Origin of the sequence: Pseudonocardia sp. Ae717_Ps2 (assembly GCF_001932475.1) — a bacterium.
Lineage (GTDB): Bacteria > Actinomycetota > Actinomycetes > Mycobacteriales > Pseudonocardiaceae > Pseudonocardia.
Map to the genome: position 1 here is coordinate 3,730,566 of NZ_MCIS01000001.1, position 25,583 is coordinate 3,756,148.

Here is a 25,583-nt window from a genome sequence, read left to right on the forward strand (position 1 = left end):
CGATCACCGACGCAGCGCGGTGCCGACGGCGCGCACCGCGGTCCGCCCGTCGGGCAGCAGCAGCTCCGTGCTCAGGGTGCGGAAGCGCCGGCCGTCGCGGATCGCGACGGTGCGGGCCCGCAGCCGGTCGGTGACCTGCACCGGCCGCAGGAACTCCACCGTCGTCGACAGCGGCCGGGCGTCGCCGGCACCGGGGTGCGCGGACTGGGCCGCGGCGGCGAGCCCGGACAGGACCGCGCCGTGGGTGGTGCCGTTGAGGTTGGTCGTCGAGGGGCCGGGGGTGAACACGACGTCGCCGTCGCCGTCGCGCTCGAGGTTCTCCGGCCGCAGCCGGGTGGCGTCGAACGGCGGCAGGGCGGCCCGGAGGTCGGTGCCGGGAGCGGTGGCGTCGGGATCAGTGTTGTCGGGAGCGGTGGGGTTGTCGGGAGCGGTGGGGCCCGGGGCGGGAGCGGTCGCGAGCCCGCCGGGGCCCGCGGGGACACCGGTCAGCGCGAAGGTCGCGACGACGTGCGCCACGGCGACCCCGGTGTCGTCGTGCATCTCGGCCCGGCCGACACCGACGGCGCCGTCGAGGTGCAGCAGGGTCAGCTCGGCGCGCAGCCACCGCGCGTCCGGCGCGGGGATCCCGGCCAGGTCCAGGCGCAGGTCGACGGTGGGGGCGCCGGCGGCGAGGCGCGCGGTGGAGAACACGAGGTAGCCCAGGCCCGCGTCCGCGAGGAGCGCCGGGACCACCGGGAGGACCCGGCCGTCGGCGGTGCGGACGCCGTCGTGCAGCGGGGCGCGCACCACCGCGCGCTCCCGCGTCGACGACGGGTCGGGGACCATCCCGAGACCGGACTCGACCGGCGCGCGCCGCAGCCGCTCCCGGGAGCCCGGTCCGGGCCTGGTCTGCTGCGGTTGCGTCGTACCGGTCATGATCCCATCGTGCGTCACCCCGGGGGTGCTCCCGGCTCCGGGTCCCGGTACCCGGCGGTGAGCAGTGTCGCCGCGTCGTCGACGGCGCGCCGCTCGCGGTGAGGACGCGCACCCGGCGATCGTGCCGGTCAGCCCGCCGTACGGGCGTACCGGCTCACCGGGCGGGCGAGCCCGAACCGGTCCCGCAGGGTGCCGTCGTAGGGGGCGGGCGCCCAGGTGTCACCGAGCGCGGGGAGCAGGCCGTCGACGATCTCGTCGACCCCGGACGGCAACGCGAGCGGGACCAGGACGAACCCGTCCGCGGCACGCTCCTCGGCGGCGTCGCGCAGGAGGGCGGCGAGCTCGGCCGGGTCGCCGACGTGGCGCAGCGTGGCCGGGCCGGTGTCGGCGCCGGCCGGGGCGAGGGCGTCGAGCTCACGCAGCCGGGCAGGGGCGTCGTCGCCCAGCAGGATCTCGACGTCGAGCAGCACGGTGACCTGCTCGGGGTCGCGCCCGGCGCCGGCGACGGCGGCCCGGACCTGGTCGCGGGCCTCGGCGGCACCGGCGACCGTGTCGGCCGCGACCCGGACGACATCGGCGTAGCGGCCGACGGTCGCCAGCGCGGCGGGCTCGTCGCCGCGCAGCACGGTCAGCGGCTGCCCCTGCGGCGGCCGCGGTGTGATCGACGGCCCGGTCACCGAGAAGAACTCGCCGGTGAAGTCGATGTGGTGGAGCCGGTCGCGGTCGACGAAGCGCCCGGTGGCGGCGTCGCGGATCTCGGCGTCGTCCTCCCAGGAGTCCCACAGCCGCGCGGCGACCTCGATCACCTCACCGGCCTCCCGCCACAGCGAGGCCGCGTCGCGGTCGGCGCGCGCACGGCCGAACAGGTCGGCCTCGGCCTGGGTGCGCGACACCTCGGGCTGCCACCCGGCCCGCCCGGTGGACACGAAGTCCAGGGTGGCCACGGCCTTGGACAGGTGGAACGGCTCGGTGTGGGTGACCGTCACCGTCGGGACGACCCCGATGCCGGGGACGGCGGGCGCGACCCGCGCGGCGACGGCGACGGCGTCGAGGGTGCCGGGCAGCGCGGCCGGGTCGGCGCCGGGCGGCTGCAGCGAGTCGGGCAGCGCGACGAGGTCGAGGCCGCCGCGCGCCGCGGTGCGCACCAGGTCCAGGTGGTACGGGGCGGTGAACAGCCGGGCCGGGTCGGCGCCGCCGAGCCGCCACGCGCCGGGGTGCCGCCCCGCCGCTCCGAGTTCGACCGCCAGGTGCAGACGTCCGCTCACCGTGCCTCCGTCGCTCGTGTTCAGCTCCTGACCGAGCCAACCCGTCGCGGACGCGGTCTGTTCCCGGCTACCCGGCGGCGCGCAGGTCCGCCTCGATCGCGGCGGCGCAGGCGCGCAGCTCGGGCAGGATGTCCGCGCGCAGGCCGTCGGCGTCGTTGCGGGAGGCGTGGGTGGAGACGTTCGCGGCCGCGACGACCCGCCCCGCGCGGTCGTGGACCGGCACCGCGACCGAGCGCAGCCCGGCCTCCAGCTCCTGGTCGACGACGCAGTGCCCGTCCACGCGGACCCGGTCCAGCTCGGTGCGCAGCTGCTCCGGGGTCGAGACGGTGTGCGCGGTCAGCGCCGCGGGCTCCAGCGCGGCGAGGTGGGTGTCGAGGTCGGCGGGTGGGAGGGCGGCGAGCAGGACCCGGCCCATCGACGTCGCCCAGGCGGGGAAGCGGGTCCCGATCGTGATCGTGACGGTCATGATCCGCGAGGTGGGGACGCGGGCGACGTAGACGACGTCGTAGCCGGTGTGCGGGTCGCCGTCGAGCACCGACACCGACGCGGACTCGCGCACCGCGGCGACCAGCCGTTCCAGGTGCGGGGCGGCGATCTCGGGCAGCCCCATCGCGGACAGGTAGGACCAGCCGAGCTCCAGCACCCGCGGGGTCAGCGCGAACAGCCTGCCGTCGGTGCGGACGTAGCCCTCCTCGGCGAGGGTGAGCAGGAACCGGCGCGCCGCGGCGCGGGTGAGCCCGGTGGCGCAGGCGACGTCGGCGAGGGTCTGCTGCGGGCGCTGCGCGTCGAAGGACCGGATGACGGCCAGACCGCGGGCCAGCGAGCGGACCTGCTCGGTGCGCGGGGCGCTCATCCGGGCCGCCCGGCGAGGACGGTGTCGACCAGGTCGGCGGCGTGCCCGGTGCCCGAGCCCTGGGCGCCCGCGGCGAGGGCGAGGTTGCGGGCCATCGCCCCGGGGTGCACCTGCAGTCCCTCCAGGCTCACCCGCAGCCGGGCCGCGGCACCCGCGGTGACCCGCAGCAGCGCGACGAGCGTCTCCCACTCCGCGTGCCAGGCCCCGGCGGCGCGCTGGAACTCCTGCTCGGCGCCCGCGAGCAGCGTCGCGACCAGGCCGGGGGCGCGCTTCGCGGCGCCACGGGCGGTGACGGCGGCGGCCGGGTTGCGCTTGTGCGGCATCGACGACGAGTCCCCCGGCGCGGACTCCGACACCTCGCCGAGCTCGGTGGCGGACAGCAGCACCACGTCGCCCGCGGGCTTCGCACAGGCCCCGGCGGCGACGCCGAGTGCCCCGGCGAGCTCGCCGACGCGGCTGCGTTCGGTGTGCCACGGCACGCCCTGCGGGGCGAGCCCGAGCCGCGCGGCCAGTGCGTCGGCGACGGCCGGGCCGTGCGGGTGGACGGCCGCGAGGGTGCCCGCGGCGCCGCCGTAGGAGACCGGCAGGGCGTCGAGCACCCGGTCGAGACCGGTGCGCGCCCGGTCCAGCCCGGTGCACCAGGTCGCGGCGACCAGGCCGAAGGTGGTGGGCAACGCCTGCTGGCCGAGGGTGCGGGCCGCGCACGGGGTGCCGCGGTGGGCGGCGGCGAGCGCGGCCGCGGCGTCGGCGCAGGCCGTGAGGTCGGTGACGATGCGGTGCCCGGCCCGGCGGGTGAGCAGCATCAGCGCGGTGTCCATGACGTCCTGGCTGGTCGCGCCCGGGTGCACCGCCCGCTCGGCGCCGGGCTGGATCCGCGCCGCGGCCGCCTTGAGCCGTTTGACCAGCGGGATGACCGGGTTGCCGCCCTCGACCGACTCGGCGGCCAGCGTGTGCGGGTCGAGGCCCGCGACGGCGGCGACGGCGCGTTCCACCGCGTCGGCGTCGTGCTCGGCGACCGCGCCCTGCTCGGCGGCGACGGCCGACAGCGCCAGCTCGACCTCCAGCAGGGCGGCGATCCACGCGCCGTCGTCGAGCAGGCCGTCGACCCGGTCGGTACCGGACAGGGGCCCGAGCAACGTGTTCGCCATGCGTACGAGCGTACGGCTTGCGACCGCCGGGGAGGAGGACGCCCGCGTCGCCCGGCAGGCAGAATGGCCCGACGTGTTGACCCACATCCTGCTCGACCTCGACGGCACCCTCGTCGACTCCGCCCCCGGCATCCTCGGCTCGATGCGCCGCGCCATCGACGAGGTGGGCCTGGACGTCCCCGAGTCCGCGCTCGGCACCCACCTGCTCGGCCCGCCGCTGTACCGCAGCCTGCCCCCGATCCTCGGCGAGGAGGGCGCCGCCGCGGTGCTGCCGGTGTACCGGCGGATCTACGGCGACGAGGACGGCTGCCTGGACTGCACTCCGTACCCCGGCGTCGAGGAGCTGCTGCGCGCGCTGTCCGCGGCCGGCGTGACGATGGCCCTGGCCACCAGCAAGGCCGAGCCGCCGGCCCGGCGGATCATCGCCCACCACGGCTGGACCGACCTGTTCACCGAGATCGTCGGCGACACGCGCACCGCGGACCGGCCGACCAAGGGCGCCGTGGTCGCCGAGGCCCTGCGCCGGCTCGGGCACCCGTCCGGTGCCGACGAGCCGTTGATGGTCGGCGACCGGCTGCACGACGTCGAGGGCGCCGCCGAGCACGGCCTGCGCTGCGTCGGCGCGGGCTGGGGCTACGCCGAGCCCGGTGAGCTGGTCGCGGCGGGCGCGGACACCGTCTACGACTCCGCGGACGAGCTCCGGGTCGCCCTGCTGAGCCGAACGGGTGGTCCGACAGGGCGGGACGGCGCATCCGCGGCGACCCTCCCCCGGCAGTCCCTCAGCTGAGACCCGGCCGGGCGGCCCCCTCCGTCCGACCCGTGCCGGGGACGCGGACGGGCCGATATACACCGGACATGACGGTCGTCGCGCTGTACCGGTACCCGGTCAAGTCCATGCTCGGTGAGTCCCTGACCCGGGCCACCGTCAGCGGGCGGGGGTTGCTGGGCGACCGCGCCTATGCGGTGCTCGACACCGAGACCGGGAGCATCGCCAGCGCCAAGGTGCCCAGGCGCTGGCTCGGACTGCTCGGCTTCGCGGCCCGGTTCGTCGCCGAGCCGGTGCCCGGGGAGCCGCTGCCGCCGGTCGAGATCACCTTCCCGGACGGCTCGGTCCTGCGCAGCGACGACGAGGGCCTGGACACCGCGCTGTCGGCCGCGCTCGGGCGGGACGTGTCGCTGGTCTCGGTCCCGCCGGAGGGCAGCCACTTCGAGGAGCTGTGGCCCGACATCGAGGGCCTCACCCCGCAGCAGCTCGCCCCGCGCGCGCTCATCGACGCCACGACGACCCGGCACGAGGACTCCGGCGAGGCCATCAGCCGGTTCGACATCTCCGCGTTCGGGGCGCCGGGCACGTTCTTCGACCTGTCGTCGCTGCACGTGCTCACCGAGTCCACCCTCGACCGGCTCCGCGAGCTCGCGCCGGAGGCGACCTTCGACGCGCTGCGCTACCGGCCGAACATCGTGCTCCGCGCCGACTCATCCCCCGACGGCGGCCACGGCTTCGTCGAGAACGACTGGCCGGGCAGCACGTCGACGATCGGCGAGGAGGTCCGGGTCTCCTTCTCCTTCGCCACCATGCGGTGCGTCATGACGACGCTCCCCCAGGGCGACCTGCCCGACGACCCGGACACCCTGCGCACGATCGCGAAGCACAACCGCATCGAGATCCCGCAGATCGGCGGGGTCTGGGCGTGCGCGGGCGTGTACGCCGAGGTCGCCGCGGGCGGGGAGATCGCCGTCGGCGACCCGCACACCGCCCCCGCCCCGGCCTGACCCGCGCCGCGCCCGCCCGACCGACGGTGCGCCGCGACGGCGGCGGTCGTCGAGATGCAGCTCAGCGGGGTACGGGGCACCCTCGGGCCCCGCTGAGCTGCATCTCGGCGCGTGGACGCCACTCCGGCAGTGTTCGCAGAGCGAACACTTGTGCGTCTGTCGTACGCCGCGTACCGTCGTCGGCGACGGAGGTGAGTGATGGACAAGGTGGTGGCATCCGCCGCGGAGGCGGTCGCCGACATCGGCGACGGGGCGTCGCTCGCGGTCGGCGGGTTCGGCATGTCCGGGGTTCCGACGGTGCTGATCGCGGCGCTGCTGGAACAGGGCGCGACGGACCTGGAGACGATCTCGAACAACCTGGGCGTCGACGGCTTCGGCCTGGGCACCCTGCTCGCCGCCGGGCGCATCCGGCGCACGATCGGCTCCTACGTCGGCAACAACAAGGAGTTCGCCCGCCAGTACCTCGCCGGCGAGCTGGAGCTGGAGCTGACCCCGCAGGGCACCCTCGCCGAGCGACTGCGGGCCGGCGGCGCGGGCATCCCGGCGTTCTACACCCCGGCCGGGGTCGGCACGCTGGTCGCCGAGGGCGGGCTGCCCTGGCGCTACGCGGCCGACGGCTCGGTCGCCGTCGAGTCCCCGGCGAAGGAGACCCGCGAGTTCGACGGCGTGACCTACGTCCTCGAGCGTGCCCTCACCCCGGACTTCGCGCTGGTCCACGCCTGGAAGGGCGACCGGCACGGCAACCTGGTGTTCCGGCGCGCGGCGCGCAACTTCAACCCGGACTGCGCCGCGGCCGGGCGGACGACGATCGCCCAGGTCGAGCACCTGGTCGAGCCCGGGGAGATCGACCCCGACGAGGTCCACACCCCCGGCATCCACGTGCACCGCGTGCTGCACGTCCCCGACGTCGAGAAGCCGGTCGAGTTCAGGACGGTGCGTTGACCATGGCCCTCAACCGTGACGAGATGGCCGCCCGGGTCGCGGCGGAGCTGCCCGACGGCGCGTACGTCAACCTCGGCATCGGCATGCCGACCCTGGTCCCCGGGCACATCCCCGAGGGCCGGACGGTCGTGCTGCACTCGGAGAACGGGATCCTCGGCGTCGGCCCCTACCCCACCGACGACGAGGTCGACCCCGACCTCATCAACGCCGGCAAGGAGACCGTCACCGTCGCCGCCGGTGCCGCCTTCTTCGGCTCCGCCGAGAGCTTCGGCCAGATCCGGGCCGGGAAGCTCGACGTGGCCGTCCTGGGCGGGATGGAGGTCGCCGCGAACGGCGATCTCGCGAACTGGGCGATCCCCGGCAAGATGATCAAGGGGATGGGCGGCGCGATGGACCTCGTCCACGGCGCGCGCTCGGTGATCGTGATGATGGACCACGTCTCCAAGGACGGGTCCCCCAAGATCGTGGAGCGGTGCTCGCTGCCGATCACCGGCCTCGGCTGCGTCACGAAGATCGTCACCGACCTGGCCGTGATCGACGTGACGCCGGACGGGCTCGCACTGGTCGAGACCGCGCCCGGCGTCACCGCCGACGAGGTCCGGGAGAAGACCGGCGCTCCGCTGCGCTGACCCCGACCCGCTGCACCGACGGCCGCCCCGCCGGGTCCACGCCGGCCCCGCCGGGCGCGCCCCCTCGGTCGCGTCCGGCGGCGGCGCGTCCCTCAGGCGGGCGCGCCCGGCGTGACCGGCAGCCGGGACAGGCCCCGGACCAGCGTCGACTCGCGGTAGACGAGCTCCGAGGGGTCGACGGCCAGCGCCAGGTCCGGTCGCTGCGCGATGAGCTTGCCGATCGCCACCCGCCCCTCGGTGCGGGCCAGCTGCGCGCCCAGGCAGAAGTGGATGCCGTGCCCGAAGAACACCCCGGACGAGGAGTCCCGGGTGATGTCGAGGCGATCCGGGTCCGCCAGCCACTCCGGGTCCCGGTTCGCCGCGGCGAGCCCCAGCATCACGGTCGATCCGGCGGGGATGGTCACCCCGGAGTACTCGACGTCCTCGCTGGCGAAGCGCATCGGGGCGTTGGAGACCGGGGACTCGAAGCGCAGGAACTCCTCCACCGCCGAGTTGATCAGCGACGGGTCGGCCTTCAGCCGGGCGTGCTGCTCGGGGTGGGTCAGCAGGGCGAGCACGCCGTTGCCGATCAGGTTGACCGTGGTCTCGTGCCCGGCGATGAGCAACAGGGTCGCCATCGCGACGAGCTCCTCGGAGGACAGCCGGTCGCCGTCGGCGTCGCTGACGGCGAGCAGGCCGGAGAGCAGGGCGTCGTCGGGCTCGGTGCGCTTGCGCTCGATCAGCTCGGCGAGGTAGCCGTTCAGGCTGCCCATCGCGGCGAACTTCTCCTCCTGCGGGGAGTCGTCGACCAGCACCGACGACCACGCGGAGAACTTGTCGCGGTCCTCGGCGGGCACGCCCAGCAGCTCGCAGATGACCAGCACCGGGACGAGGAACGCGTACTGGCGCATGAGGTCGACGGGGCCCTCGGCAGGCAGCGCGTCGAGCAGCTCCTGGGTGATCTCCTCGACCCTGGGCTGCAGGTCGTTCATCCGCCGCACGGTGAACGAGCGGCCGACGAGCTTGCGCAGCCGGGTGTGGTCCGGCGGGTCCATCAGGATCATCATCGGGATCGGCGCGGCCGGCTGGCCCTCGCGCTGGTCGGCGGGCAGCGTGTACCGCCAGTCCTTGCTCAGCCGCGGGTCGACGAACGCGGCGCGGACGTCGGCGTACCGGCTGATCAGCCACACCTTCCCGTCCGGAAGTGCGAGCTCCCGCACCCGCTCCTCGGTGCGCAGGGCCGCGTAGGCGGGGTGCGGGTCGGTCCAGAAGTCGCCCGAGAACAGGTCGTGCGTCTCGGTGCCGGTGGTGGTCAGCGCCATGGGTCCATCGTGCCAGCCGGTGGTAAGCGAGCGCTTACGTCAATCGTGTGACGGAGCACGCAGCCGGGTCGAGATCGATGTCGGCCGGCGACGGCCGGCCGAGGACGACCGACGCGGCCAGCGCGGCCAGCGCCGGCGCGGACTCGATGCCCGACCCGCCCTGCCCAGCGACGAAGAAGAAGCCGGGGTGCTCCGGGCGCGCACCCAGCACGGGGGCACGGTCGGGGGCGAAGGTCCGCAGCCCCGCCCACGCGGTCCGGACAGACCGCAGCCCCAGCGTGGTCGCCGCGCCCACCCGGTCCAGGGCGAGGGCGACGTCGAGCTCGTCGGGACGGGCGTCGCCCGGCTCGGCCTGGGTCTCGTCGGCCGGGGAGACGAGCACCGTGTCCGCCTCGGCCTTGAGGTACCAGCGCTCGGCGGCGTCGACGACCATCGGCAGGACGGCGCCGTCGACGGTGAGCACCGACGGGTCGGCGACCGGGCACGCCGCGATCGTGCGCCGGTAGGGGGTCAGTCCGGCACCGGGCACGCCGGCGAGTGCCGCCACCGCGTCGGCCCAGGCGCCGGCCGCGTCGACGACCGTCTCCGCCCGCACCCGGTGCCCGGCGGCCGTCGTGGCGGTCCAGCCGGAGCCGTCCCGCTCCAGCGCGGCCACCCGGGCCCCGCGCAGCACGGTGCCGCCGCGGGCGCGCAGCCCGCGCCGGTAGCCGTCGTGCAGGGCGGCGGTGTCGACGTCGCAGGCACCGGCGGTCCACGCGGCCGCACGCGGGGCCCGGCGCAGCACCGGCACGCGTCGCCAGGCCTGCTCGGGGTCCAGCGCGACCGGGGCGCCGGGCTCGCCGTGCTGCTCGCGCACCGTCGTGGCGAGGTGGTCGGCGGCCAGGTCGTCGTCGGCGACGTGCAGGACCGGGCGCGGGCTCAGCAGCGGTGGCGTGCCGAGCAGCGCGGGCAGCGCGGCGAACCGCGGGCCCGAGGCGTCGATCAGCGCGCGGAACGGGCCGGAGCCGTGCCCGGGGATGTAGGTCGCCGCGGAGCGGGCGGTGGAGTGGACCGGCAGGTCGTCCTCCGCCTCGGTCAGCACGACCCGGGCGTGCGCGGCCAGCTCCCACGCGACCGACACCCCCGCGATGCCGCCGCCGATCACCAGCACGTCCGCCGTCACCGTGCCCGCCGTCCCTGCCGTACCCGTGCCCGCCGTACCCATGCCCGCGACGATAGGGCGGCGGCGCCGGGGAAAACCGGTGGCACCGGTCGGGGTCGTCGTCGTAGCGTCGCCGCCATGCTGATCCGGTTCCTCTGAGCGACCCGCGCGGTCGATCTCCGCGCCCTCCGTCGCCGGCCCGTGACGTCCTCACCGGGCCCCGGAACCGTCGCCGCCCTCGCGCGGCCCCTCCGGCGTCCCCGCGCGTCACCGGCCCCTCTCACCCGGTCCGAGTCCGACCCGATGTTCCGAGGAGGTCGTATGCCCACGACCCGCCACACCACCGCCCACAGCACCGCCCACAGCACCGCCCACAGGGCAGCCCACAGCACAGCCCGACCGACCGACGCGTCCGCGGTTCCCGGTTCCCTGACCGGCGCGACCGGGCCCGGCACGGCCGGCGGGGCGGCACCCGGCGGGGCCACCGCCACCGCACCCGCCAACCGCGCCGAGCGCCGTGCGGCCAAGCGCGGCCGGTCCGGCGCGCCGGGCGGCCCGGCGGCACCGCGCACGGCGGGGCCGGCCCCGCAGGCCCGCCCGGCCCACGTCCGCACGGACTTCGCCGCCCGCCGCAGCGGCTGACCGCACGGGGAGCACGGACCGGGCACCGGAGACGCCGACGGGCGACCCTTCGTGTGCCCGGTCCGTGATCACTCCCGGCGGCGCGCCCCGACCGGGGTGCGACGTGGGAGGCTGGACGCCGTGACCGTCACCGTCTGGTGGGCCGCCCCGGCCGATCCCGGCGCCCGCGCCGACCTCGTCGCGCTGCTGGACGCCCACGAACGCGAACGGCTCGTCGCGCTGCGACGGCCCGAGGACCGCGCCCGCTACCTCGCCGCGCACGCGCTGGCCCGGCTCGTGCTCGCCGAGCGGCTCGACGCCGACCCCGCCGAGCTCGTCCTCGACCGGACCTGCCGCTGCGGGGAGCCGCACGGCAAGCCCCGCCTGGCCGGGCGCGGCGACGACCCCGGCTTCTCCCTCACCCACTCCGGCGCGCTGGTCGGTGTCGCGGTCGGGACCGGGCCGGTCGGCGTCGACGTCGAGGCGCACCGCCCCCTGTCCGGCCTCGACGGCCTGGCCCGGCACGCCCTGTCCCCCGCCGAGCTCGCCGCCGGGACGCCCGACGGGACCGGCTTCCTGGTCACCTGGACCCGGAAGGAGGCGCTGCTCAAGGCCACCGGGGAGGGCCTGTCGAGCCCGATGGACGCGATCACCCTGTCCCCGCCGCACGGCCCGGCCCGGGTGCTGGACTGGACCGGCACCGCCGGGAGCTGGTGGGTCACCGACGTCCCCACCGGCCTCGACGACCACCCGGGCGCCGTCGCCGGGGCGGGACCGGTGGCCCCGGCCGTCACCGTCGCCGACGGCGACGCGATCCTGTCGGTGCGCCGGGGCACGATGCACGGGTGATGATGGAGTGACCGCGGCGGCCGACCGCTGGGTGCTGCACCTCGACATGGACGCGTTCTTCGCCTCCGTCGAGCAGCTCACCCGGCCCACCCTGGCCGACCGTCCGGTCCTCGTCGGCGGCGCGGGACCTCGCGGCGTCGTCGCGGGGGCGAGCTACCAGGCCCGGGTGTTCGGGGCACGCTCGGCGATGCCGATGGGCCAGGCGCGGCGGCGCTGCCCGCACGCGACGGTCCTGCCGCCCCGGTTCTCCCTGTACAAGGCGCTGTCCGAGGAGGTCATGGCCGTCCTCGGCGAGTTCTCCCCCGTGCTGGAGCCGGTGTCGGTGGACGAGGCGTTCGTGGAGCCGCCCGACCTCGTGGGCGCCTCCCCCGACCAGGTGCGGGAGTGGGGCACCCGGCTGCGCGGCGCGGTGCGCGACCGCACCGGGCTGCCCGCCTCGGTGGGCGCCGGGTCGGGCAAGCAGATCGCGAAGATCGCCTCCGAGCTGGCCAAGCCGGACGGGCTGCGGGTGATCGCCCACGCCGAGCAGGCGGCCGTGCTCGACCCGCTGCCGGTGCGGTCACTGTGGGGCATCGGGCCGGTCTCCGGCGAGGCGCTGCGGAAGATCGGGATCGAGACGATCGGGCAGCTCGCCGCGATGGACGCCCGCGAGGTCGCCGGGGTGCTGGGTAGTGCGATCGGGTCCGAGCTGCACCGTCTCGCCCGCGGCATCGACGACCGTCCGGTCGCCCCGCGCGGCGCGGCCAAGCAGATCAGCGCGGAGACGACCTTCGACGCCGACCTGACCGCGATGAGCGCGGTGCACACCGCGGTGGAGTCGATCTGCGTCGCCGTGCACCGACGGCTGGTCGCCGACGGTCGGACCGCCCGCACCGTCACCGTGAAGGCGCGGACCGGGGACTTCACCACCCACACCCGGTCGGAGACGACCCCGTTCGGCACCCGGGACCTGGCGACCCTGGTCGCGGTGGCGCGCCGGCTGGCCGAGGGCGCGGTCGGCGAGGGCGGGGTGCGGCTGCTGGGCGTGTCGGTGTCCGGCTTCGGCGACGAGCCGCCGCTGGCCCTGTTCGACGCGGTGCCCTCGGAGAACGGGTGGACGACGGCCTCGGCCCTGGACCCCCCGCCCGCGGCCGACGCCCGGGCCGGCGCGGCGGGGGTGGCCGTGCTCGACGCACCACCGGACACCGACGCACCTCCAGACACCGACGCGAGGACGGGGACGGGCGCGGCCGCGGGGGCCGACAGTCCTGCGGGGACCGGCGGTACCGCGGGGGCCGACGCGACCACGGGTGCCGGCGACGTGCCCGGCCCCGTCCGCCCGGGCCGCCCCGACCGCGAACCCGACCCGGACCGGCCCTGGCGCGCCGGCGACGACGTCGCCCACCCCGAGCACGGCCACGGCTGGGTCCAGGGCGCCGGGCACGGGCGGGTCACCGTGCGCTTCGAGACCGCCTACACCGGGCCCGGCCGCACCCGCACGCTCGACGCCGCCGACCCCGACCTCACCCGGGCCGACCCGCTGGGCAGCTGGCGGGCCTGAGCGCGCCGCCCGCCGGCGGTCTCAGCCGATCAGCGGGCTGCGGTGCGGCGGCGCGACGCGGCTGCCCTCGGCGACCCGGGCCCGCAGCGCCGGGACGGTGCGCGCCAACCCGTCGAGGACCGCACCGAGCGCGGCGTCGGCCGCGGGGTCGCCCCCGACCAGCAGCACCGCGCCGCCGGCGGGTCCGGCGGCGGCCCAGGCCCCGATCCGGGCGACGGCGTCACGCGGGGTGACCGGCTCGACCCGCCACGCCTCGGCGTAGAACAGGGCCGTCGACTCGGCCTGGGGGAAGGCGAAGACGGTCTCGGCGTCGGCCAGCAGGTCGGCGACGTGGGCACCCGGGCGGGGTGCGCCGTCGCCGGACGGGTCGGTACCGAGCACCACCAGGTCGTGGCTCATCGCATGTCCTCCTCGAGGGTCCGCGCCCTCACCAGTGGGAATCCGCGACGACGGGCAGTGTCCTGGCTCCCGGATCCCCGCGCCCTCCCCGGCCTTCCCACCCTCGCGGGCGGTGGCACCGGTGTGGGGAGGGCACTCCCCGGTGACAGTGGCGGGACCGCGCCGGATTCGCACCGGCTTCCTGTTCCGTCGTCGTCGGGGAGCCCATCACGCGACCGGGTCAGTGGTCAACCGTCCCCCGCCCCGACACCCCCCGCAGATGGTCGAGCAGGTCGTGTTCGGCGAGCGTCCCGAGCAGCGGCCCGTCCGGCTCCCGCACGGGCAGCGCGGCTCCCCGGTGCGCGGCGAGCACCCCGAGGACGTCGTGCACCGGGGCGGCCGGGTCCAGCGCGGGCAGCTCCGGGCCGGGCGGGGTGCCGTCGACGGGACGCATCACCTGGGCGACGACGACCCGGCGCAGCGCCTCGTCGGTCGGGGTGTCGGCAGCGAGGTCGATCCCGCGTCGCAGCAGCTTGAGCGTGTAGATGTTGTCCCGCGACACCAGGTTCGACAGGCCGGTGGCCAGGACGACGGCGGCCATCAGCGGCAGGATGAGGGCGTAGTCGCCGGTCAGCTCGAACACGATGAGCACCGCGGTGATCGGGGCGTGCGCCGCCCCCGCGAACACCGCCGCCATGCCGACCAGACCGAACGCGCCGGGGTGCAGGTCCAGCGCCGGGAACAGGGCCGCGGCGGCGTAGCCGAAGGCGGTACCGGCGGTGCCACCGACGAACAGCGACGGCGCGAACACACCGCCGGACCCGCCGATGCCGATGGTGAGGCTGGACGCGAGGATCTTCCCGACGACGAGCAGGAGCAGGAGCCCGACGGCGTACCGGCCACCGATCGCGGCCTCCAGCACGGGGTAGCCGACGCCGTACATCTGGGGCAGTGCCAGCAGCAGCGCGCCGAGCAGCAGCCCGCCGACGGCCGGGCGCAGCCACTCCGGGCCGCGCCAGACGGCGTCACAGGCGTCCTCGACGACGTAGAGGATCCGGGCGAAGGCCCAGCCCAGCAGCCCGGCGAGCAGCCCGAGCAGCGCGTAGAGCGGCAGCTGGGCGGGGCTGCCCAGGTCGAAGTGCGGCAGGGTCAGGATCGCGCGGTCGCCGGCGATCACCTCGGCGACGACGTTCGCGACCACCGAGCTGATCACCAGCACGCCGAACGCCTCGGCGCTGAACGACCGCAGGATCAGCTCCAGGCCGAACACCACCCCGGAGACCGGGGCGTCGAACGTCGCGGAGATCCCGCCCGCGGCACCGCAGGCGACCATGAGCACCAGCCGGGTGGCGGGCACCCGCAGCCACTGCCCGATCGCCGAGGCGAGCGCGGAGCCGATCTGCACGATCGGGCCCTCCCGGCCGACGGAGCCGCCGGTCCCGATGCAGATCCCCGACGCGAGCGCCTTCACCGCGGCGACGGTGGCCGGGATCCGCCCGCCCCTGCGCGCGACGGCGAACATCACCTCGGGCACCCCGTGCCCGCGCGCCTCCGGGGCGAACCGCTGGACCAGCGGGCCGTACACCAGGCCGCCGAGCACCGGGGCGATCAGCAGGAACCACACGCCCAGCCCGGGCAGGTGCGGCGAGGCGACCCGGCCGGCGTCGGAGAAGTCCTCCCGCCCGGTGACCAGCCAGGTCACGCCGAGGATCAGCTCGTGGAACAGCACCGACCCGATGCCGGCGCCGATCCCGATGACCGTCGCCAGGCCGACGAGCCCCGGCCGGGTGCCGACGAGCGCGCGGTGCAGCGCGCGGACCGCGGTCACCGCGCACCGCCCTCGGCGGGCACCGGCGCGACGGCCCAGTCGGTCTCGCCGACCTCGCCCGCGGCGTCGGCGAAGCGGCGCAGTGCGTCGCGGACCGCGGTGCGCTCGGCGGCGGGCAGCATCGCGAGCAGCCGGTGCATCTCGGCGCGGCGCAGCCGGGTGACCTCGTCGACGAGCGTCCGCCCGGCGGGGCTGAGCGCGAGGGCGACCTCGCGGCGGTCGTCGCCGGTGCGGGTGCGCACGACGAGGCCGCGGCTCACCAGCCGGTCGCACATCCGGGTCGCCGTCGACGCCGACACGGTCAGCGCCGTGGCCAGGTCGGCCGGGCGCCGGGTGCCGTGCTGGGCCAGCACGACCAGCGCGCGGTACTGCGGCAGGGTCACCTCGCCCGCCGTCGGGCCGGCCTGCTCCCCCGCGGCGGCCAGGGACCCGGCCACCACGGAGAGCATCGCCCGGCTCGCGGTCATCACCGCGTCGACGACATCGTCGATCTCGTCGGCAGCACCGTTCTCGTCGGTCGCACCGTTCTCGTCGGTCACGCCGCCGATGATTGCACACTGCAAGGTTGCAGTGTGCAATGAGGTCGGCGCGGTCAGCGGGCGACGGGCGCCTGCAGACCGGCGACCGGCCCGATCACGACGATCGCGGGCGGGCTGATCTCCTGCTCGGCGGCGACGCGCTCGGCGGTCTCCAGCGTCGCGCGGACCGACCGCTCGATCCGCGTGGTGCCGTCCTGCACGATCAGCACCGGGGTGTCGGCCGGGCGGCCGTTGGTGATGAGCGCCTCGGCGAACTTCCCGAGCCGCTCCACGGCCATCATCAGCACGATCGTGCCGGTCATCCGGCCCAGCGCGGTCCAGTCGGTCAGGCTGCGCGGGTCACCCGGTGCGACGTGCCCGGAGACGACGACGATCTCGTGTGCCACCCCGCGGTGGCTCACCGGCGTCCCGGCGACGGCCGGTGCGGCGAAGGCGCTGGTGATACCCGGGACGACGGTCACCGGCACCCCCGCCGCGGCGCACGCCTGGACCTCCTCGAACCCGCGGCCGTAGACGAACGGGTCGCCGCCCTTGAGGCGCACCACGAACTTCCCGGCACGGGCGTGCGAGACGAGCAGCTCGTTGATCCGCCCCTGGGCCATGGCGCGGCCGTAGGGGATCTTCGAGGCGTCGATGACCTCGACCTCGGGGGACAGCTCGTCGAGGATGTCGCGCGGGCCGAGCCGGTCGGCGACGACGACCTCGGCGCGCGACAGCAGCCGCCGGCCGCGCACGGTGATCAGCTCCGGGTCGCCGGGGCCGCCACCGACCAGCGCGACACCGGCCTGTGGGGGCTCGGCCGACTCGTCGACGACGCCGGCGGCCAGTGCCTCGACCAGCGCGGTGCGCACGGCCGCGGACCGCCGGTGCGCGCCCCGGGCCAGCACACCGACGGTGAGCCCGTCGTAGCCGCCGGTGGCGGGGGTGACCGCGGTGCCCCGGTCGCCGTCGTCGGCGCGGACGCAGAACACCCGGTCCCGCTCGGCCTCGGCGACGACGGCGGCGTTGGTCTCCGGCTCGTCGGTGGCGGCGATCACGTACCAGGCCCCGGCGAGGTCGCCGTCGGTCCAGCGGCGGGCCGTCCAGGTGATCTCCCCGGCCGAGGCCATGCCCTCGACCGCCGGGGTGACCTCGGGCGAGACGACCTCGACGACCGCTCCCGCCGCGATCAGGCGGGCGACACGCCGCTGGGCGACCTGTCCCCCGCCGACGACGACGGCCCGGCGGCCGGCCAGGTCCAGCCCGACCAGGTACTGCTCGTGGTGCGCGTTCAACGACGTTCCTCTCCCGGACTCCGAGGCCCGGTGGTGGCAGCGGGTCCCTGCGCCGGGCCCCCGCTCGACGGCGACGCCGGACGATAGCCGGGCCCGCATGTGTCGCAGGAGCCCCCGGAGGGCAATCCCACATCCGCCGCTCCGGCGGCCACGGCGACCGTGACGCCCTGACCAGCGGTCTTGCCCACGATCAGCTGGGCTCCGTCGCCCGCGGCGAGGAGCGCGGCGGCCTCTGCGACCGATGGGGTCCCGACGGCCGCGGCGACCCGGGCATCCGACCTCGCCACCCCGACCACGGCCAGTGCGGCCGCGGCGAATCCGTGCGGTTCCCGCGGTGCGACGGCCGCCAGCAGACCGGGTTCGGCGACCCGCCGGTCCAGGGTGGCGACGACGGCGCCGCCGAGCTCCAGCCCGTGCTCGGCGGCGACCCGGTCCAGCAGCGCGCGCACCGCGGCCTCGGGGGTTCCGGGGCGCAGCCCCACCCCGACCGTGATCACCGGTCGTGGAGCGGAGCGCTCGGCACGCGGACGGTCGGCTCCACGACCGGTGATCATGCGAACGCGGCCGGGGCGGCCCCGGCCGGGGTGTGGCGTGCCGCCGCGACGAACCGGGCGACGGCGCCGGGCACGCCGGCCGGGTGGGTGTGCAGGAACGAGGCGTGCACCCGATCCTCGACGTAGCCCTCCGGCTCCCCGCCCCGCCACGCCCAGGCCGGGGCCGCACCGGCCCGCGGGGTGACCGCGCACCGGTGGAACTCGTGTGCCCCGGCCCGCTCGCCCGCCGCGAACAGGGGCGACGCCGACACCGCGACCGCGTCGCGGTAGCCGAGGGTGAGCCGCGGGGTCATCCCCGCCGACGCGTCGAGGACCCCGCACATCGGCGTCCCGTCGAGGTCCCGGCACAGGTAGAGCAGCCCGCCGCACTCGGCGTGCACCGGGGCCCCGGACGCGGCCAGCGCCGCGACCTGCGCCCGCAGCGGTGCGTTGTCGCCGAGCGCGCCGACGTGCTCCTCGGGGAAGCCGCCGGGCAGCACGAGCGCGGCGGTGCCCGCCGGGAGCGCGGGGTCGCGCAGCGGGTCGAAGGTCGCCACGTCGGCGCCGGCCGCGGTGAGGAGCTCGGCGTGCTCGGCGTAGCCGAACCCGAACGCGGGCCCCCCGGCGAGCGCGACGAGCGGCCGCTGCCCCGCCGTGCCGCTCGTGCCGACCTCGGCGGCCGGGTCCCAGACCGGGCCGGCGGGCAGCGGGCGGGCGAGTGCGAGGACGGCGTCGAGGTCCACGTGTGTGGCGACGAGCTCGGCCATCGCGTCCACCGCGGCGGTCGCGGCGGTGCCGTGCTCGGCGGCGGTGACCAGGCCCAGGTGCCGCGAGGGCACCGCGAGCTCGGCACGTCGCGGGACGGCGCCGAGCACCGGCAGCCCGACCTCCTCGGCCGCGGCCCGGCAGACGTCGGCGTGGCGCTGCGACCCGACCCGGTTGAGGATCACCCCCGCCACCTGCACGGACTCGTCGAAGCTGCGGAACCCGTGCAGCAACGCGGCCAGCGACCGGGACTGCCCCCGGACGTCGACGACCAGCACCACCGGTGCCCCCAGCACGGCGGCGACCTGCGCGGTGGACCCGGCGCCGTCGGCGATGCGGCCGTCGAACAGCCCCATCACCCCCTCGACGACGGCGACGTCGGCGTCCCGGCTCCCGTGCCGGGCCAGCGGGGCGAGCCGGTCGGCGCCCTGCAGGACGACGTCGAGGTTGCGGCCCGGACGGCCCGCGGCGAGCGTGTGGTACCCGGGGTCGATGTAGTCCGGCCCGATCTTGAACGGCGCGACCCGGGTGCCGCGCCGCGACAGCGCGGCCATCAGCCCGGTCGCCACCGTCGTCTTCCCCCTGCCCGACGACGGCGCCGCGACGACCAGCGCGCGGGCCGTGCTCACGGTGGACACGGTGCTCACGGTGGTCACCACTCGATCCCCCGCTGGCCCTTCTGCCCGGCGTCCATCGGGTGCTTGATCTTCGTGGTCTCCATGACCAGGTCGGCGGCCTCGATCAGGGCGGGCGGGGCGTCCCGGCCGGTGATGATCACGTGCTGCCGGCCGGTCCGGGCGGTCAGCACCTCGACGACCTCGTCGACGTCGATCCAGCCCCACTTCAGCGGGTAGGTGAACTCGTCGAGGACGTAGACCTGGTGCTCCTCGCGCTCGATGCGGCGACGGATCTCGGCCCAACCCTCGACGGCGTCGGCAGCGTGGTCGGTCTCGGTGCCCGCCTTGCGCGACCAGGACCAGCCCGACCCCATCTTGTGCCACTCCACGGGCCCGCCCTGCCCGGTCTGCTCGTGGACGGCCCCCAGCGCGCGGAACGCCTCCTCCTCGCCGACCTTCCACTTCGCGGACTTGACGAACTGGAACACCCCGATCGACCAGCCCTGGTTCCAGCCGCGCAGCGCCATCCCGAACGCGGCGGTCGACTTCCCCTTCATCACCCCGGTGTGCACCACCAGCAGCGGCCGATTGCGGCGCTGACGGGTGGTGAGCCCGTCGGCGGGCGTGACGGACACCTGTCCCTGCGGCACGGCTGTCCCTCCTTCTCGGGCGTGATGTGTCAGGCGGCGCGCGCGGACCGGGTCGCCCGGACCAGGTCGCCCACACTGTCGGCGGTCAGCTCGTCGAGGGTCACCAGCTCGCCGCCCGCGGCGGCGGCGAGCGGCGCGGCGAGACCCAGGCGCACGTGCCCGGCCTCGCAGTCGACGACGACGGTGTGCACCCCGTCCGCGGCCAGCAGCCCGGCGGCGCGGCGGGAGTCGGCGACGGGGTCCCCGCCGTCGCGGGCGGCGACGGTGGCCCGCCCGTCGGTGAGCAGGACGACCAGCGGACGCCGGCGCGGGTCCCGGCGCCGCTCGGCGTCGAGCACGGCGCGGGCCTTGAGCAGCCCGCCGGCCAGCGGGGTCCGCCCGCCGGTGCGCAGCCGGGACAGGCGCTGCTGGGCGGTCGGCACCGACGACGTCGGGGGCAGAGCCAGCTCCGCCTCCCGGGCCCGGAAGGTGACCAGCCCGACCTTGTCCCGGCGCTGGTAGGCGTCGCGGAGCAGGCCCAGTACGGCGCCGGACACCGCGGTCATCCGCCTGCGCGCGGCCATCGAGCCGGACGCGTCGACCACGAACAGCACCAGGTTGCCCTCGCGCCCCTCCCGCTCGGCGCGGCGCAGGTCGTCGCGGCGGACCAGCAGGCCGGGCCCGCGGCGCCCGCGACCGGCCTGGTGCGGGGCCGCGGCGAGCACGGTCGCGGGCAGGTGCAGGTCCGCGGCGCGGGTGGTCCCCGCCCCGGACGGGCGGACGACGCGCCCGGTGTCGGTGCGGGCCCGGGAGCGGCGCCCCGGGGCGCCCGCGCCCAGCCCGGGCACGGTGAACTTCCTGACCGTGGCCCGGTGCAGCCGGGCGGCCTCCCCGACGACGACGGCGCGGCCCTCCCCGCCGTCGCCCCCGGCCGGTGCCTGCGCGGCCCCGGGTTCCCGGTCCCCCGGGTCCGTCGCCCCGGTCCCCTCGGTCGTCTCCGTCGCATCGGTCGGGTCGGTCGTGCCGTCGGCGCCGTCGGCGCTCGCCGTGCCGTCGGTGCCGGGGGCCTCGGCGCGCCCGCCGGACCCGGTCGCGGGGCCGCGAGGGTCGTCCGCCTCGGGGGTCGTCCCCCCGGTCCCGTCGGGCTCCTCGCCCGCCCCGGATCCGTCCGGGCCGTCCTGCGGCTCGGCCGGGTCGCCGGGGCCCGGGCTGGGATCCGGATCGTGGTCAGGGTCGTCGTCGGGGTCCGGGCCGTCCTCGGGACCCAGGTGGTCCTCGGCGTCGGCGAGGGCGCGGTCCAGCTCGGCCGGGTCCAGGCCGGGCTCGTCGAACGGGTCGCGGCGACGGCGGTGCGGCAGCGCGAGCCGGGCGGCGACGCGCACGTCGTCGGCGGTCACCGCGTCGCGGCCCTCCCAGGCGGCGTGCGCGGCCGCGGCGCGGGTGATGACCAGGTCGGCGCGCATGCCGTCGACGTCGAACCGGGCGCACACGAACGCGATCCGCCGCAGCTCCCGGTCGCTCACCGCGACGGCGGAGACCCGGGCCTGCGCGGCGCGGAGCCGGGCCGCGGTCGCGGTCTCGTCCGGGGCGAAGCGGGCGACGAACCCGGCCGGGTCGTCCTCGAACGCCATCCGCCGCCGGGTCACCTCGACGCGGGTGTCGACGTCGCGGCTGGCCCGGACCTCCACGGTCAGCCCGAACCGGTCGAGCAGCTGCGGGCGCAGCTCGCCCTCCTCCGGGTTCATCGTCCCGACCAGCAGGAACCGGGCCGCGTGCGAGACGGAGACGCCGTCGCGCTCGACGTGCGCGCGGCCCATCGCGGCGGCGTCGAGCAGCAGGTCGACGAGGTGGTCGTGCAGCAGGTTGACCTCGTCGACGTAGAGCACCCCGCGGTGGGCGTCGGCGAGCAGACCGGGCTGGTAGGCGCGGCGCCCCTCGGACAGCGCCTTCTCCAGGTCGAGCGAGCCGACCAGGCGGTCCTCGGTCGCACCGACGGGCAGCTCGACCAACCGGGCCGGGCGGCGGCCGCCCGGTGCGCCCGCCGGGTGCGGGCCGTCCGGGCAGGACGGGTCCGGCGCGGCGGGGTCGCAGCCGAACCGGCAGGCCTCGACGACGTCGTGCCAGGGCAGCAGCGCCGCCAGCGCGCGCACCGCCGTGGACTTCGCGGTGCCCTTCTCCCCACGCACCAGGACACCGCCGACGCCCGGGTGCACGGCGTTGAGCAGCAGCGCCAGCCGCAGGTCGTCGTGGCCGACGACGGCGGAGAACGGGAAACGGGGAGGTCCGGCGGCGGGGGCGGTGCTCGTGCTCACGCCGGTGAGGCTGCCAGACCGGAGGTCAGCACAGGGAGGTCCGACGGCGCACCGTGTCCGATCACATGTTCAAGTGACGACGTGTCCAGGTGGTGTTCGACCAGGTCGGCCAGCAGATCCACCTGCCGGGTGCGCTCGGCCGCGAACGACGTGTCCTGTGCCACCCGGAACCCGGTTCGCCCTGCCTCGTCCGCGAGGCGGGTGAGCAGCAGCCGTCGGAAACCGTCGTTCTCGGCGAGGCCGTGCCAGTGCGTGCCCAGGACGTTGCCGCGGTCGCTGCCCTCCTCCCCGATCAGGCCGGGGTCGCCGGAGCGCACGACGCGGCCGTGGTGGATCTCGTAGCCGGTGACGGTCTCGCCCCACGCCGTCGCGGTGGGGGTGCCGAGGTGCTTGACCGGGTCGAAGGCGATCTCCAGGTCCAGCAGCCCCAGCCCGGCGACGGAGGTGCCGGAGGCAGCCTCGGCCCCGTCCGGGTCGGCGACGGTGTGCCCGAGCATCTGGTAGCCCCCGCAGATCCCCAGTACCGGACGCCCGGACGCGGCGTGCGCGCGCACCGCGTCGGCCATCCCGGAGGGCCGCAGCCAGGCCAGGTCCGAGACGGTCGCCTTCGTCCCGGGCAGGACGACGACGTCGCTGTCGGCGAGCCGCGACGGCTCGGTCACGTACCGCACGGCGACGCCCGGTTCGCAGGCCAGCGCCTCGGCGTCGGTGGCGTTGGAGATCCGCGGGAACCGGACGACCGCGACCCGCAGCCACTGGGTGCCGAGTGGCGGGGCCGGACGCCCGAGCACCCCGTCGGCGACGGCGGAGAGCGAGTCCTCGGCGTCGAGCCAGAGCCCCTCGGCGAAGGGCAGCACGCCCAGCGTCGGCCGACCGGTGAGCTCGCGCAGCCGGTCGAGGCCGGGTTCGAGCAGGCGGGGGTCCCCGCGGAACTTGTTGATCACGAAGCCGGCGATCAGCGCCTGGTCGGCCGGGTCGAGCACGGCGAGGGTGCCGAACAGGTGCGCGAGCACCCCGCCGCGGTCGATGTCGCCGACGACGAGCACCGGCAGGTCGTTGCGCCGGGCGAAGCCCATGTTGGCGAGGTCGGTGGCCCGCAGGTTGATCTCCGCGGGCGAGCCCGCCCCCTCGCAGACCACGACGTCGTGGCGGGCGCGCAGCCGGGCCAGGGAGTCGGCGACGACGTCGGACAGCGCCGCGGTGCGGTGCCGGTAGGACAGCGCTGACACCTGGCCGTCGGCGCGGCCGCGCACCACGACCTGCGAGGTCCGGTCCCCGCCGGGCTTGAGCAGCACCGGGTTCAGGTCGACCGAGGGGGCGATGCCGCAGGCGAAGGCCTGCATCGCCTGCGCCCGCCCGATCTCCCCGCCGTCCGGGGTGACGACCGAGTTGTTGCTCATGTTCTGTGCCTTGAACGGCGCCACCGAGACCCCGCGCCGGTGCAGCCACCGACAGATGCCGGCGACGACGGCGCTCTTGCCCGCATCCGACGTCGTCCCCGCGACGAGGACCGCTCCCTGAACCACCACGGCGCGAAGTATCGCCCCGGCGGGACCGTCGGCGGGCGCGGCTACCCTGGGCGGCGTGCGTTTCCTGCTGCGTCCCGGGTGGATCGCGTTCGTCGTCGCGGTGCTGGCCTTCGCCGTCGCCTGCTACACGCTGCTCGCGCCGTGGCAGTTCGACCGGGAGTCCGAGCGCTCCGCGCAGAGCCGGGCCATCGCCACCGCCGACGCGACCCCCGCCGTCGGGTTCGACACGCTCGTGCCGCCGGGCACCGGGATCGGCGCCGAGGACCAGTGGCGCCGGGTCACCCTGACCGGCTCCTTCGACCGCGCCGCGGAGACCCTGGTCCGCCTGCGGGTCGTCGACGGCGCGCCCGCGTTCGAGGTGTTGACGCCGCTGCGGCTCACCGACGGTCGGACCGTCGTGGTGAACCGGGGGTCGATCCCGGCCGCGGACCGGGGCGCCGTGCCCGAGTACGCCGCGGCGCCCGCCGGGCCGGTGACCGTCGAGGGCAGGCTGCGCCTGGACGAGACCGACCCGCAGGGCCGCCCCCCGCTGGTCGAGAACGGCACCCACCAGGTCTACGTGTCCGACTCCCGGTCGGTCGCCGCCGCCACCGGCCTGACGCCGGTCGAGGGCGTCGTCGTGCTGGAGGCCGGTCAGCCGGGCGTGCTGGACCCGATCCCGATCGCGCCGGTCGGGGGCGGAGCGCCGTTCAGCAACTTCTCCTACGCCCTGCAGTGGCTGACCTTCGGCGCCGTCGCCCTGATCGCGCTGGGCCTGTTCATCCGACTGGAACTGTTGCAGCGCAACGGGAAGCGCGAGACGGCAGGCAGCCTGCGGGACCAGCTCTCCGGCCGCGACGGCTTCGGCGACGAGCCCGCCCCCGACGGCCGTGTCACCGACCGTGCCGCCGATGGTGCCGACGGTGGTGCCGACGACGGCCGCCGTGACACCGCCCGCGACGCCGCCGGCTCCGGCCCGGGCGCCGGCTGACTCCGCCCCGGCCAGGTGCGCCGGGCGGGCAGGTCTGCACCCCGCGAGTCCCGTGCGCTCACCCGGTCAGTGAGTCCGCCCGACCGACCCGTCTCCCGCGCTGCCCCGCACCGGACCAGCGCCACCTCGCGGGCCTCACTCTCCGAACTCGCTTACCGGGTAAGCGAATTCGCCCGCCCCCCGAACACACCGACCGCCCGCGATCCCTCCCTCCGGACCCGCTCACCCGCTCGGCGACCGCCCCCGATGTACCCTCACCGACCGGGTGGGCACGCCCCGCCGTGCGAGGACCGCCGCCGTCGCGACGGCGAGCAGCCCGGCTGTCCCGGCCACCAGCCGGGACAGCCGCGCGACGCGGTGCAGGTCGGCGACCCGGGGCGGGTGCCCGTCGCCGAGCGACGGGCGGTCCTCGGTGCCGTGGGCGTAGATCGTCGGCCCGCCCAGACGCAGCCCGAGCGCACCGGCGGCGCTCGCCTCGACCGGACCGGCGTTCGGGCTGGGGTGCCCGGCGGCGTCGCGGCGCCAGGTCCGCAGCGCGGTCGCCGGCGAGCCCCCCACCAGCGGCGCGACGGCCACGGTGACCACCGCGGTGACCCGGGCCGGCGCCAGGTTGACCAGGTCGTCGAGGCGGGCCGAGGCCCACCCGAAGCGGGCGTGCCGGGCGGAGCGGTAGCCGACCATCGCGTCGAGGGTGTTCGCCGCGCGGTAGCCGAGCAGCCCCGGGATCCCGGCGACCGCGCCCCACACCAGCGGCCCGACGACGGCGTCGGAGGTGTTCTCGGCCAGCGATTCGGCTCCGGCGCGGGCCATTCCGTCGGCGTCGAGCAGGTCCGGGTCACGCGCGCACAGGTGCGGGATCCGGGCGCGTGCGGCGTCCAGGTCGCCGGCGTCGAGCGACGCGGCCAGCGCGGCGCCCTCCCCCACCAGCGAGGTCCCGCCGAGCACCGCCCAGGTGGCGACGGCGGTCAGCCCGGCCCGCAGGACCGTCTCCCGCCGACCCCCGGCCCGGCGGGCGACCGCCTCGGCCAGCGCCCCGGCCGCGACCGTGCCACCGACCAGCAGCGCGGTGTAGGCGGCACCAGGCGCGACGGCGTCGCGGTACAGCCGGCGCTCCAGCCGGGCGGCGGCGGCACCGAACCCGGCGACCGGGTGCCCCCGCCGCGGGTCGCCGAGCAACGCGTCGGCGACGATCCCGGCGGCGAGCCCCGTCGCGCGGCCCCGTGTTCCCATGC

At 76.6% G+C, this 25,583-nt stretch carries 24 protein-coding genes and 1 riboswitch; of the genes, 8 read left to right on the forward strand and 16 right to left on the reverse strand.

Annotation, left to right across the window (positions count from 1 at the left end; translation table 11 throughout):
• Positions 1 to 3: 3 nt before the first annotated feature.
• The 4 genes from Ae717Ps2_RS17040 to Ae717Ps2_RS17055 form a co-directional block, all read right to left on the reverse strand.
• Entirely contained in the window at positions 4 to 915 is a 912-nt protein-coding gene (locus tag Ae717Ps2_RS17040; protein ID WP_075307268.1) for a PaaI family thioesterase, read from the reverse strand.
• A gap of 128 nt (positions 916 to 1,043) precedes the next feature.
• A complete protein-coding gene (locus tag Ae717Ps2_RS17045; protein WP_075307270.1) occupies positions 1,044 to 2,180 on the reverse strand; it encodes an LLM class flavin-dependent oxidoreductase in 1,137 nt (378 codons plus the stop codon).
• A gap of 67 nt (positions 2,181 to 2,247) precedes the next feature.
• On the reverse strand, positions 2,248 to 3,033 hold the full coding sequence (locus tag Ae717Ps2_RS17050; protein ID WP_075333598.1) for an IclR family transcriptional regulator C-terminal domain-containing protein: 786 nt from the start codon (positions 3,031 to 3,033) through the stop codon (positions 2,248 to 2,250).
• The gene (locus Ae717Ps2_RS17055; protein WP_075307274.1) at positions 3,030 to 4,181 is read right to left on the reverse strand and encodes a lyase family protein; all 1,152 of its coding nucleotides are present in this window, start codon (positions 4,179 to 4,181) and stop codon (positions 3,030 to 3,032) included. Before Ae717Ps2_RS17055 ends, Ae717Ps2_RS17050 begins: the two co-directional genes overlap by 4 nt.
• On the opposite strand from Ae717Ps2_RS17055, the gene Ae717Ps2_RS17060 reads away from it, so the two are divergent.
• From Ae717Ps2_RS17060 to Ae717Ps2_RS17075, 4 genes are all read left to right on the forward strand, one after another.
• Positions 4,180 to 4,968 carry an HAD hydrolase-like protein gene (locus Ae717Ps2_RS17060; RefSeq protein ID WP_233147596.1) on the forward strand — a complete coding sequence of 263 codons (789 nt, stop codon included), beginning with the start codon at positions 4,180 to 4,182 and terminating at the stop codon, positions 4,966 to 4,968. The genes Ae717Ps2_RS17055 and Ae717Ps2_RS17060 overlap by 2 nt on opposite strands.
• Before the next feature lie 68 nt (positions 4,969 to 5,036).
• Complete coding sequence (locus Ae717Ps2_RS17065) at positions 5,037 to 5,954, forward strand: MOSC domain-containing protein (protein WP_075307276.1); 918 nt, start codon at positions 5,037 to 5,039, stop codon at positions 5,952 to 5,954.
• Positions 5,955 to 6,152: 198 nt separating this feature from the next.
• Positions 6,153 to 6,896 (forward strand): CoA transferase subunit A, encoded by a 744-nt coding sequence (locus Ae717Ps2_RS17070; RefSeq protein ID WP_020626880.1) that lies wholly within the window; start codon positions 6,153 to 6,155, stop codon positions 6,894 to 6,896.
• A 2-nt stretch (positions 6,897 to 6,898) separates the two neighbouring features.
• Positions 6,899 to 7,525, forward strand: a complete 627-nt coding sequence (locus tag Ae717Ps2_RS17075; RefSeq protein ID WP_020626879.1) for a 3-oxoacid CoA-transferase subunit B — start codon at positions 6,899 to 6,901, stop codon at positions 7,523 to 7,525.
• A gap of 92 nt (positions 7,526 to 7,617) precedes the next feature.
• On the opposite strand, the gene Ae717Ps2_RS17080 is transcribed toward Ae717Ps2_RS17075, so the two are convergent.
• Together Ae717Ps2_RS17080 and Ae717Ps2_RS17085 are read right to left on the reverse strand one after the other, a co-directional pair.
• On the reverse strand, positions 7,618 to 8,826 hold the full coding sequence (locus tag Ae717Ps2_RS17080; protein WP_075307280.1) for a cytochrome P450: 1,209 nt from the start codon (positions 8,824 to 8,826) through the stop codon (positions 7,618 to 7,620).
• Positions 8,827 to 8,860: 34 nt separating this feature from the next.
• Positions 8,861 to 10,030: an FAD-binding oxidoreductase gene (locus tag Ae717Ps2_RS17085; RefSeq protein WP_075307282.1), complete on the reverse strand. Its 1,170-nt coding sequence runs from the start codon at positions 10,028 to 10,030 to the stop codon at positions 8,861 to 8,863.
• A gap of 258 nt (positions 10,031 to 10,288) precedes the next feature.
• On the opposite strand from Ae717Ps2_RS17085, the gene Ae717Ps2_RS17090 reads away from it, so the two are divergent.
• From Ae717Ps2_RS17090 to Ae717Ps2_RS17100, 3 genes are all read left to right on the forward strand, one after another.
• Entirely contained in the window at positions 10,289 to 10,609 is a 321-nt protein-coding gene (locus Ae717Ps2_RS17090; protein WP_075333599.1) for a hypothetical protein, read from the forward strand.
• Between the two features lie 120 nt (positions 10,610 to 10,729).
• Positions 10,730 to 11,437, forward strand: a complete 708-nt coding sequence (locus Ae717Ps2_RS17095) for a 4'-phosphopantetheinyl transferase superfamily protein (RefSeq protein WP_233147597.1) — start codon at positions 10,730 to 10,732, stop codon at positions 11,435 to 11,437.
• A 7-nt stretch (positions 11,438 to 11,444) separates the two neighbouring features.
• On the forward strand, positions 11,445 to 12,977 hold the full coding sequence (locus tag Ae717Ps2_RS17100; RefSeq protein WP_075307288.1) for a DNA polymerase IV: 1,533 nt from the start codon (positions 11,445 to 11,447) through the stop codon (positions 12,975 to 12,977).
• Positions 12,978 to 12,998: 21 nt separating this feature from the next.
• On the opposite strand, the gene Ae717Ps2_RS17105 is transcribed toward Ae717Ps2_RS17100, so the two are convergent.
• The 9 genes from Ae717Ps2_RS17105 to Ae717Ps2_RS17145 form a co-directional block, all read right to left on the reverse strand.
• Positions 12,999 to 13,376: a hypothetical protein gene (locus tag Ae717Ps2_RS17105; protein ID WP_075307290.1), complete on the reverse strand. Its 378-nt coding sequence runs from the start codon at positions 13,374 to 13,376 to the stop codon at positions 12,999 to 13,001.
• Between the two features lie 34 nt (positions 13,377 to 13,410).
• A riboswitch (cobalamin riboswitch) is annotated at positions 13,411 to 13,600 on the reverse strand.
• Positions 13,597 to 15,183 (reverse strand): chloride channel protein, encoded by a 1,587-nt coding sequence (locus tag Ae717Ps2_RS17110; RefSeq protein ID WP_075333600.1) that lies wholly within the window; start codon positions 15,181 to 15,183, stop codon positions 13,597 to 13,599. Its footprint overlaps the riboswitch before it by 4 nt.
• Positions 15,180 to 15,722, reverse strand: a complete 543-nt coding sequence (locus Ae717Ps2_RS17115) for a MarR family winged helix-turn-helix transcriptional regulator (RefSeq protein WP_226362056.1) — start codon at positions 15,720 to 15,722, stop codon at positions 15,180 to 15,182. Before Ae717Ps2_RS17115 ends, Ae717Ps2_RS17110 begins: the two co-directional genes overlap by 4 nt.
• Positions 15,723 to 15,775: 53 nt before the next feature.
• Positions 15,776 to 16,996, reverse strand: a complete 1,221-nt coding sequence (gene cobA / locus Ae717Ps2_RS17120; RefSeq protein ID WP_075333601.1) for a uroporphyrinogen-III C-methyltransferase — start codon at positions 16,994 to 16,996, stop codon at positions 15,776 to 15,778.
• Positions 16,993 to 17,493 (reverse strand): cobalamin biosynthesis protein, encoded by a 501-nt coding sequence (locus Ae717Ps2_RS17125; protein WP_075307296.1) that lies wholly within the window; start codon positions 17,491 to 17,493, stop codon positions 16,993 to 16,995. Before Ae717Ps2_RS17125 ends, cobA begins: the two co-directional genes overlap by 4 nt.
• Before the next feature lie 53 nt (positions 17,494 to 17,546).
• On the reverse strand, positions 17,547 to 18,941 hold the full coding sequence (locus Ae717Ps2_RS17130; RefSeq protein WP_233147598.1) for a cobyrinate a,c-diamide synthase: 1,395 nt from the start codon (positions 18,939 to 18,941) through the stop codon (positions 17,547 to 17,549).
• 5 nt (positions 18,942 to 18,946) lie between these two features.
• Complete coding sequence (gene cobO / locus Ae717Ps2_RS17135) at positions 18,947 to 19,561, reverse strand: cob(I)yrinic acid a,c-diamide adenosyltransferase (RefSeq protein WP_075307298.1); 615 nt, start codon at positions 19,559 to 19,561, stop codon at positions 18,947 to 18,949.
• 29 nt (positions 19,562 to 19,590) lie between these two features.
• Positions 19,591 to 21,852: a VWA domain-containing protein gene (locus Ae717Ps2_RS17140; RefSeq protein WP_139318767.1), complete on the reverse strand. Its 2,262-nt coding sequence runs from the start codon at positions 21,850 to 21,852 to the stop codon at positions 19,591 to 19,593.
• Positions 21,849 to 23,378, reverse strand: a complete 1,530-nt coding sequence (locus Ae717Ps2_RS17145) for a cobyric acid synthase (RefSeq protein ID WP_075334303.1) — start codon at positions 23,376 to 23,378, stop codon at positions 21,849 to 21,851. Before Ae717Ps2_RS17145 ends, Ae717Ps2_RS17140 begins: the two co-directional genes overlap by 4 nt.
• Before the next feature lie 58 nt (positions 23,379 to 23,436).
• Here Ae717Ps2_RS17145 and Ae717Ps2_RS17150 point away from each other — a divergent pair, with 58 nt between their 5' ends.
• Complete coding sequence (locus Ae717Ps2_RS17150; protein ID WP_083702405.1) at positions 23,437 to 24,351, forward strand: SURF1 family protein; 915 nt, start codon at positions 23,437 to 23,439, stop codon at positions 24,349 to 24,351.
• 222 nt (positions 24,352 to 24,573) lie between these two features.
• Here the strand turns inward: Ae717Ps2_RS17150 and Ae717Ps2_RS17155 are convergent, their stop codons facing one another.
• Positions 24,574 to 25,581: a cobalamin biosynthesis protein gene (locus tag Ae717Ps2_RS17155; RefSeq protein WP_075307300.1), complete on the reverse strand. Its 1,008-nt coding sequence runs from the start codon at positions 25,579 to 25,581 to the stop codon at positions 24,574 to 24,576.
• Positions 25,582 to 25,583 lie beyond the last annotated feature (2 nt).

Coding starts and splice junctions, on each gene's coding strand:
- Ae717Ps2_RS17040 (WP_075307268.1), bottom strand. CDS start 915: ATGACCGGTACGACGCAACCGCAGCAGACCAGGCCCGGACCGGGCTCC.
- Ae717Ps2_RS17050 (WP_075333598.1), bottom strand. CDS start 3,033: ATGAGCGCCCCGCGCACCGAGCAGGTCCGCTCGCTGGCCCGCGGTCTG.
- Ae717Ps2_RS17060 (WP_233147596.1), top strand. CDS start 4,180: ATGCGTACGAGCGTACGGCTTGCGACCGCCGGGGAGGAGGACGCCCGC.
- Ae717Ps2_RS17055 (WP_075307274.1), bottom strand. CDS start 4,181: ATGGCGAACACGTTGCTCGGGCCCCTGTCCGGTACCGACCGGGTCGAC.
- Ae717Ps2_RS17065 (WP_075307276.1), top strand. CDS start 5,037: ATGACGGTCGTCGCGCTGTACCGGTACCCGGTCAAGTCCATGCTCGGT.
- Ae717Ps2_RS17070 (WP_020626880.1), top strand. CDS start 6,153: ATGGACAAGGTGGTGGCATCCGCCGCGGAGGCGGTCGCCGACATCGGC.
- Ae717Ps2_RS17075 (WP_020626879.1), top strand. CDS start 6,899: ATGGCCCTCAACCGTGACGAGATGGCCGCCCGGGTCGCGGCGGAGCTG.
- Ae717Ps2_RS17080 (WP_075307280.1), bottom strand. CDS start 8,826: ATGGCGCTGACCACCACCGGCACCGAGACGCACGACCTGTTCTCGGGC.
- Ae717Ps2_RS17085 (WP_075307282.1), bottom strand. CDS start 10,030: ATGGGTACGGCGGGCACGGGTACGGCAGGGACGGCGGGCACGGTGACG.
- Ae717Ps2_RS17090 (WP_075333599.1), top strand. CDS start 10,289: ATGCCCACGACCCGCCACACCACCGCCCACAGCACCGCCCACAGCACC.
- Ae717Ps2_RS17105 (WP_075307290.1), bottom strand. CDS start 13,376: ATGAGCCACGACCTGGTGGTGCTCGGTACCGACCCGTCCGGCGACGGC.
- Ae717Ps2_RS17155 (WP_075307300.1), bottom strand. CDS start 25,581: ATGGGAACACGGGGCCGCGCGACGGGGCTCGCCGCCGGGATCGTCGCC.